Below are 8003 nucleotides of genomic sequence, written 5' to 3'. Positions count from 1 at the left end.
GCGTGGGTCCCCCCCCCCCCCCCCCCCCCGCCCGCCCCCGCCGCCCCCCCCCCCCCCCCCCCCACGCCTGGCTGCACGGCGCCGCCGAAGCACTGGGCGGCATCGACGTACTGGTGAACAACGCCACCGGTTACGGCATGGCCGACGATGAGGATGGCTGGGCTGCCAGCCTGCAGATCGACCTGATGGCGGCGGTGCGTGCCTCGCGGCTGGCCCAGCCGTGGCTGCGCGCCTCGGCAGATGCGTGCATCCTGAACCTCTCGTCCATTGCCGCGCAGCAACCGCGCCCGGGCGGCGCGCCGTATGCTGCGGCCAAGGCCGCGCTTTCGCACTACACCACCTCGCAGGCCCTGGCGCTGGCCCCGCATCGCATCCGTGTGAATGCCATCGCCCCCGGCTCGATCGAATTCGCCGACGGCCTGTGGGATCGCCGCCGCGTGGAAGACCCCGCGCTGTACCACGGCACCCTGGCGAAGATCCCGTTCGGCCGCTTCGGCCACCCGCAGGAGATCGCCAACGCGGCCCTGTTCCTGTGCTCGCCGCTGGCACGCTGGATCACCGGCCACGTGCTCAACGTCGATGGCGGCCAGGTGTTGATGGGCTGACCCGGCCCTGCCGGTGGGCGCCCCTGCCCCCCCGGTAGCTGCCAACCTTGGCTGGCAGTCCTGGCCCTTGGTAGCTGCCAACCTTGGTTGGCGATCCGCGTCGACCAAGGTCGACGCCTACCAGAGCTATCTCCCCCCCTGGTAGCTGCCAACCTCGGTTGGCGATTCGCATCGACCAAGTTCGACGGACCACCGCCCCCCCGCCCTTGGGCTTGGCCACCCGCAGGCACTATCATGTGCACACTGCCAAGGAGGACCCCGATGAGCGTGGCACCCCGACAGACCAGCACCGTGGCCGTGCTCAGCCTGGTGCTGGGCATTGCAGGCTGGACCGTACTGCCGTTCGTGGCCAGCATCGTGGCCATCATTACCGGGCACATGGCCCGCGCCGAAATCCGCCGCCGCCCCACCGATCTGGAAGGCGATGGCCTGGCCCTGACCGGGCTGATCCTGGGCTGGTTGAACGTGGGCATGGTGCTGCTGGGCATCCTGGCCTTCATCGCTTTCTTCGGCGGCCTGGCCTGGCTGGCCGCCATGTCGAACTGACCGCCATGAGCGCTTCTGACAGCACCGAACGCTTCAGCAGCCGGGTAGCCGACTACGTGCGCTACCGGCCCGACTACCCCGCCGCCCTGATCGACTGGCTGCATGGCCCGATGGGCGTGCCCAGCGGGGCCCTGGTGGCCGACATCGGCGCCGGCACCGGCATTTCCAGCCGCCAGTTCCTGGCCGCCGGCCACCCGCTGGTGGCGGTGGAACCCAATGCCGCCATGCGCGCTGCCGCCGAACAATGGCTGGCGCCGCAGTACCCGCAGTTCCGCGCCGTCGATGGACGTGCCGAAGCCACCGGCCTGGCCGATGCCAGCGTGGATCTGGTGTCGGCCGCCCAGGCATTCCACTGGTTCGACACCGTAGCCGTGCGCGCCGAGTGGCAGCGCATCCTGCGCCCCGGCGGCCTGGCCCTGGTGTACTGGAACTCGCGCCTGCTCGACGCCAGCCCGTTCCTGGTCGGCTACGAGCAACTGCTGCTGGACTTCGGCACCGACTACACCGCCGTGGCCGAGCGCTATCAGGACGATGTCACCATGCAGGCCTGGTTCGGCCCCGGCCTGCGCGGCTGGGTGCAGTTGCCCAACGTGCAGCATCTGGACCTGGACGCCCTGCGCGGCCGCCTGCTGTCGTCCTCGTATGCGCCGCAGGCCGGCCACCCGCGCCACGATGCCATGCTGGCCGCCTTGCAGGACCTGTTCGCTGCCCACGCCGTGGACGGCCAGGTCGCCTTTGAATATCAAACCCGAGCCTTCCTCGGCACGCTGGACTGAAACCACCGCATGTATTCGCTTGCCCGCCCCTTCCTGTTCTCGCTCGACGCCGAGCGCGCCCACGGCCTCGGCCTGTCCGCCCTGGACCTGGCCTACCGCACCGGCACCACGCCGCTGCTGGCCGCACGCATCGCGCCGATGCCCAGCACGGTGTTCGGGCTGACCTTCCCCAATCCGGTCGGCCTGGCCGCCGGCCTGGACAAGAATGGCGAGCACATCGATGCACTGTTCGCGCTCGGTTTTGGTTTCGTGGAAATCGGCACCATCACGCCGCGCCCGCAGGAAGGCAATCCGAAGCCGCGCCTGTTCCGCCTGCCCGCCCACAGCGCCATCATCAACCGCATGGGCTTCAACAATGCCGGCGTGGATGCGCTGGTGCGCAACGTGGAACGCGCGCGTGAACGCCGCGGCCTGCTCGGCATCAACATCGGCAAGAACAAGGACACCCCCAACGAGCAGGCGGCCGACGATTACATCACCTGCCTGGACAAGGTGTATCCGCTGGCCGACTACATCACGGTGAACATTTCTTCGCCCAACACCGCCGGGCTGCGCGAGCTGCAGGAAGAAACCGCGCTGCGCCAGCTGGTGGCACAGCTGCGCGACCGCCAGGAAGCGCTGGCGGCGCAGCATGGCCGCCGCGTACCGATGCTGGTGAAGGTGGCACCGGACCTGAGCGAGCGCGATATCGATGCCGCCGCACGCGTGCTGGGCGAACTGCAGGTGGACGGGGTGATCGCCACCAACACCACCATCGACCGCAGCCGCGTGGCCGGCGATCCGCTGGCCAACGAGGCTGGCGGCCTGTCCGGTGCGCCGGTGCTGGACCAGTCCACCCTGGTGCTGCGCCGCCTGCGCGCGCGCCTGCCCGAATCCATTCCGCTGGTCGGCGTGGGCGGCATCCTGTCCGGCGCCGATGCGGTGGCCAAGATGGCCGCCGGTGCCTCGCTGGTGCAATGCTACAGCGGCCTGATCTACAAGGGTCCTGCGCTGGTGGCCGACTGCGTGGAAGCGATCCGTCGCCGCCGCGAGGCGCCCAGCCGTGGCGCGGTGGCACCGCTGTGAGCACCGCACCCTTGCGCTGGACCCTGACCGAAAACGCGCCGCTGCAGGCGCTCAACACCTTCCATGTGCAGGCCACGGCAGCGCAGCTGCTTGAACTGCACGACCCGGCCCTGCTGCCCGACGTGCTGGCCCTGCCCAGCGTTGCCGGCGGCCCGCTGCTGGTGCTGGGCAGTGGCAGCAACGTGCTGATCGCCGACGATCTGCCCGGCACCGTGCTGGTGTTCGGCAACCGCGATATCAGCTTCCTGGAACACCGCGCCGACCATGCGGTCATCCGCGCCGGTGCCGGTGTGCCTTGGCACGGGCTGGTGATGTGGTCGCTGCAGAATGGCTTGTCCGGGCTGGAAAACCTGGCGCTGATTCCCGGCACCGCCGGTGCCGCGCCGATCCAGAACATCGGTGCCTACGGCGCGCAGGTGGGCGAATTCATCCAGGCCGTGGAAGCCTGGGATTGCCAGGACCAGGCCTGGGTGCGGCTGGACAATGAACAGTGCGGCTTCGGCTACCGCGACAGCGTGTTCAAGCAGCAGGCCGATCGCTACCTGATCACCGCCATCGAACTGAAGCTGCCGCTGCTGCACGATCTGCGCATGGATTACGCCGGCATCCGCGAGGAACTGCAGGCACAGGGCGTGGAACTGCCCAGCGCGGTGGACGTGGCCAACGCGGTCATCGCGATCCGCCGCCGCAAGCTGCCCGACCCCGATGTGCTGGGCAATGCCGGCAGCTTCTTCAAAAACCCGATGCTGCCGCTGGAACAGACCGAGGTGCTGCTGCAGCACTTCCCCGAGCTTCCGGTGTTCCCGGCCGAGCGCGAGGACCAGCGCAAGGTGTCGGCGGCGTGGATGATCGACGCCTGCGGCTGGAAGGGCTTCCGCGAAGGCGACGCCGGCGTGGCCGCCAGCCACGCACTGGTGCTGGTGAACCACGGCAATGCCAGTGGCGCTGAACTGCTGGCCCTGGCCCGGCGCATTTCTGCCTCGGTGCTGGAAAAGTTCGGCGTGCCCATTGAACCGGAACCGCGCCTGCTCGGCGCCCAGTGGTGAACACCGCCGTGCAGGGCCCGGCCGCTGCCCCGTTGCGGGCGGCACTGCTGATGCTGGGCAGCACCCTGGCGTTCGGGCTGATGGCCGTGGCGATCCGCTACGCCACCCGCTACGTGCCCACCCAGGAAGTAGCCTTCTTCCGTAATGCCTTCGGTCTGCTGGCGCTGCTGCCCATGCTGCTGCGCCCGGGCCGTGCGCCGTTGAAGACCCAGCAGTTGCCGCGCTATTTCCTGCGCAGTGCCATCGGCCTGGCCTCGATGCTGTGCGCGTTCTGGGCGCTGGGGCACCTGCCGCTGGCACAGGCAGTTTCGCTGTCCTATTCCACGCCGCTGTTCGTCACCATTGCCGCGGTGCTGTGGCTGGGTGAGATCGTGCGCGTGCGCCGCTGGGCGGCGGTGGTGATCGGCTTCATCGGCGTGCTGGTGATCGTGCGGCCCGGCACCGCCGGCTTTTCCGCAGGCAGCCTGGTGGCCGTGGCCGCCGCCCTGCTCAGCTCGCTGGTGGCGATCCAGATCAAGCAGCTCACTCGCGTGGACAGCGCCGATACGGTGGTGCTCTACACCTACGTGTTCTGGGTGCCGCTGTCGCTGGTGCCGGCGTTGTTCGTATGGGTATCGCCCACCGGCATGGCCTGGCTGTGGCTGGTCGCCACCGGCGTGATGGGCACCGTGGGCCAGCTGCTGTGGACCCGCGCGCTACGCCTGGGCGAAGTCTCGGCACTGACCCCGATCAGTTTCCTGCAGCTGCCGCTGGTCACCCTGTGCGGCTGGCTGCTGTTTGGCGAAACCATCGACCGCTCGACCCTGATCGGCGCCGGCATCATCCTGGCCGCCAACGCCTACATCGCCCACCGCGAAGCCGTACTGGCCCGCCGCGCGCGCACCATCGCCCCGTAGAGTCGAGCTTGCTCGACTGCTCCCGCCCCCGCCCTTCGTAGAGTCGAGCTTGTTCGACTGCTCTTTGTAGAGTCGAGCCATGCTCGACTCTACAAGAAACGGCAGTCGAGCAAGCTCGACTCTACAGAACGCAGCACGCCACCCGGTACGCGCGCTCTGCCGCATCCACCACATTCCCCGGCGCGAACTGCTCGCCCAGGAAATGCAGCGCCTGCCGCCGCTGCTGCACCGCACGTCCCTGCGCCTGCGCCCCCAGCAGCATCTGCTGGAACTCGATCAGGTCCTGCAGCACGCGCACATGCCGGTACCAGGCAATCCATCGCGCATCGGCCAGGTCTTCGCCGTAGCCTTCCACGAAACCCGGCGGGCGCTCACGCCCCCAGCGCCCGCCCACCGCGCCACCCACGAACATCAGGTCACGCTCGCGCGGGGCCAGCGCCAGGCCATCCCAGTCGATCAGATGCAGTCGGCCAGCCGTATCCATCAACAGATTGCCGGCATGCAGATCGGTGTGGCACACCCGCAGTTCTGCACGCTGGTCCTGCAGGCCGTGCTGAAGTTCCTCGGCGCGTGCATGCAGCTGCGCAATGCGCGCACGCTGCTGCTGCCACAGCGCCAGGAACGCTTCCCCCCAACGGTCCGTGGCCGTCGGCAGCGCACCGGGCTGCTGCAGCCACTGCCCCACCGTCAGCAGCGCGTCGGTATCCAGCGCAACCTGCGGCAGCGCGCTCGCCATCGCTTCCGGCAGGCGCGCCTGGTGCAGGCAACGCAGCACGCGGCCCAGCTGCTGCCACTGCGCCGAACTCAGCGGCGCCTCGAAGCCCGATTGCCCTTCAATATAGGGAAACAGCGTGAACTGCAGGCCCCAGCGCTGTGCCGACGCGGCACCGGCCAGGGTGGGCCACGGCGCCACGATCTCCTCGATGCCCAGCGTGCCGCGCAACCAGTGCAGGCTGTCCCACACTGCCGGGTTCACCTGGTAACGGCGGCACTTCAGCCACCACTGCGCGTTACGCGCATCAATGCGGTACACCGCCGCATGGGCATCGGCGCCCACCGCGCGCGATACCACCGCCGTGGGCGTGATGCCATAGGACTGCTGCAGGACTTCCCCGATCTGCGGCACCGTTGCAAGTGACATGAACACCCGACTGCGTGGAGGGCACGCCCACTATCGCAGACACGCTTTACAGCGCGCAGGCAAACCGGTCACATCTTTGGCCAGCTGCGACAAAACAGCGCAGCGTCACGTCACTTCGCGTAGTGCCCCAGGAACATCGCAACGGCCGATTCGGCCACCCGCGCACGCTCGGCGGCGGCCAGCGGCGGCTGCCCCAGCGTTACCTGCGGCCAGAACGCAAAGCCCTTCACCAGGCCCTGCAACTGCTGGTCGGCGAATTCCGGATCGACCTCACGCAGGCGGCCATCGGCCACCGCCGCGCGCACCCACGCACTCACCCCGCCCTCTTTTTCACCCATGCGGCAGACGATGGCCTGCGCGCGTTCGGGCGAATGGATGATCTCGGCCATCGCCACCCGTGCCAGGTCAATGAAGTTGGGGTCGCCCAGCAGCTCCAGCTTCTTCGCCAGCAACTGCAGCAACTGCGCCTGCAGCGGCTGGTCGGCGCGGTACGGCACGTCCACGCTGGCCACGCTGCTTTCCCACAGTTCTTCCAGGATCAGCGCGAACAGTTCTTCCTTGCTGGGGAAATGGTTGTAGACCGTGCGCTTGGAAACGCCGGCCGCCGCCGCGATGCGGTCCATGCTGGTGGCCTCGTAGCCCGCCGCGCGGAACTCTTCCACCGCCGCGCGCACGATGGCTTCGCGTTTGCGGTCGGTCAGGCGTTGCGGGGCGCGGGACATGGCGATACCAGGATTCTGAACGGATGCCGACATTTTACACCTGGCAGTGTACTTTCCCGAAATCGGAAACTACACTGTGCAGTGTACCCTGCGGACGTCCCCAATGAAGCGCCTGCTCCTCGTCCTCCTGCTTGGAACCCTTGCCGTGACCGCCTATACGTTCTGCAAATCCTGGTCCCTGCCCGACTTCCCCGACTCGCCGCAGTACCGCGACGGCAAGTTCCGCAATGTCCTGCCCAAGCCGGCCATGGGCCTGCGTGATGGTCTGGAAATCTGGTGGACCTTCCTGTTCAACAAGCCCAAGGGCACCGTGCCCACACAGCCGATTCCGGTGCAGCCACTGGACCGCGCCACGCTCGACGCCGCGCCCGATCGCAGCCTGTTCCGCCTGGGCCATTCCACCCTCCTGCTGAAGCTGCGCGGGCAGTACTGGCTGACCGACCCAGTGTTCTCCGAACGCGCCTCGCCCGTGCAGTGGATGGGCCCGGCGCGCTTCCACGCACCGCCCATCAGCATCGACGATCTGCCGCCCATCGCCGGCGTCATCCTGTCGCACAACCACTACGACCACCTGGACCATGCCGCCGTGCTGGCGCTGGCTGGCAAGACCACGCGCTTCATCGCGCCTCTGGGCGTGGGTGACCAGTTGATCGCCTGGGGCATCGATGCCGCCAAGGTGGAACAGCTGGACTGGTGGCAGAGCACCAGCGCTGGCGGCCTGCGCCTGACCGCCACCCCGGGCCAGCATTTTTCCGGCCGCGGGCTGGGCGACAGCGACCGCAGCCTGTGGGCATCGTGGGTCATCCAGGATGACGACTTCCGCATCTTCTTCAGCGGCGACACCGGCTACTTCGATGGTTTCAAGGCCATTGGTGAAAAGTACGGCCCGTTCGATCTGACCATGATCGAGACCGGCGCCTACGACGAACGCTGGGCCTTCGTGCACATGCAGCCCGAACAGACCCTGCAGGCGCACCTGGATCTGCGCGGCAAGTGGCTGCTGCCGATCCACAACGGCACCTTCGACCTGGCCCTGCACGACTGGCAGCAACCGTTCGAACGCATCACCGCCCTGGCCGCCGCCCACAACGTCCCCGTCGCCACCCCGATCATGGGCGAAGCCCTGGACATGCAGGCCCCCGCGCCCGGCACCCGCTGGTGGGAATCCCCCCGATAACCCCGCCCCGGTAGGTGCCAACCTTGGTT

General features: G+C 68.3%; 8 protein-coding genes and 1 pseudogene. 7 read left to right on the top strand and 2 right to left on the bottom strand.

Translation table 11 applies throughout. From position 1 onward, the window contains the following. Positions 1 to 65: 65 nt before the first annotated feature. The 6 genes and pseudogenes from IAE58_RS19215 to IAE58_RS19190 all read left to right on the top strand — a co-directional run. A pseudogene (locus IAE58_RS19215) lies at positions 66 to 605 on the top strand (SDR family oxidoreductase); the annotation flags it as partial. 261 nt (positions 606 to 866) lie between these two features. Next, positions 867 to 1151, top strand: a complete 285-nt coding sequence (locus IAE58_RS19210; RefSeq protein ID WP_108752923.1) for a DUF4190 domain-containing protein — start codon at positions 867 to 869, stop codon at positions 1149 to 1151. Between the two features lie 5 nt (positions 1152 to 1156). After that, entirely contained in the window at positions 1157 to 1927 is a 771-nt protein-coding gene (locus tag IAE58_RS19205) for a class I SAM-dependent methyltransferase (protein ID WP_199934011.1), read from the top strand. Positions 1928 to 1936: 9 nt separating this feature from the next. Next, complete coding sequence (locus tag IAE58_RS19200) at positions 1937 to 2992, top strand: quinone-dependent dihydroorotate dehydrogenase (protein ID WP_199934010.1); 1056 nt, start codon at positions 1937 to 1939, stop codon at positions 2990 to 2992. After that, the gene (gene murB / locus IAE58_RS19195; protein ID WP_233614959.1) at positions 2929 to 4038 is read left to right on the top strand and encodes a UDP-N-acetylmuramate dehydrogenase; all 1110 of its coding nucleotides are present in this window, start codon (positions 2929 to 2931) and stop codon (positions 4036 to 4038) included. The genes IAE58_RS19200 and murB overlap by 64 nt, the downstream gene beginning before the upstream one ends. 32 nt (positions 4039 to 4070) lie before the next feature. After that, positions 4071 to 4934 (top strand): DMT family transporter, encoded by an 864-nt coding sequence (locus IAE58_RS19190; RefSeq protein WP_267908091.1) that lies wholly within the window; start codon positions 4071 to 4073, stop codon positions 4932 to 4934. 121 nt (positions 4935 to 5055) lie between these two features. On the opposite strand, the gene IAE58_RS19185 is transcribed toward IAE58_RS19190, so the two are convergent. Together IAE58_RS19185 and IAE58_RS19180 are read right to left on the bottom strand one after the other, a co-directional pair. Then, positions 5056 to 6075 carry an aminoglycoside phosphotransferase family protein gene (locus tag IAE58_RS19185; protein WP_199934008.1) on the bottom strand — a complete coding sequence of 340 codons (1020 nt, stop codon included), beginning with the start codon at positions 6073 to 6075 and terminating at the stop codon, positions 5056 to 5058. A gap of 110 nt (positions 6076 to 6185) precedes the next feature. Continuing rightward, a complete protein-coding gene (locus tag IAE58_RS19180; RefSeq protein WP_108756030.1) occupies positions 6186 to 6797 on the bottom strand; it encodes a TetR/AcrR family transcriptional regulator in 612 nt (203 codons plus the stop codon). A 103-nt stretch (positions 6798 to 6900) separates the two neighbouring features. Here IAE58_RS19180 and IAE58_RS19175 point away from each other — a divergent pair, with 103 nt between their 5' ends. Beyond that, a complete protein-coding gene (locus IAE58_RS19175; RefSeq protein WP_199934007.1) occupies positions 6901 to 7974 on the top strand; it encodes an MBL fold metallo-hydrolase in 1074 nt (357 codons plus the stop codon). The last annotated feature ends 29 nt before the right edge of the window (positions 7975 to 8003 follow it).

Source organism: Stenotrophomonas sp. S49 (assembly GCF_016624905.1).
In the GTDB taxonomy this organism is placed as follows: Bacteria; Pseudomonadota; Gammaproteobacteria; order Xanthomonadales; family Xanthomonadaceae; genus Stenotrophomonas.
This window is presented reverse-complemented; position numbering and strand designations above follow the sequence as displayed.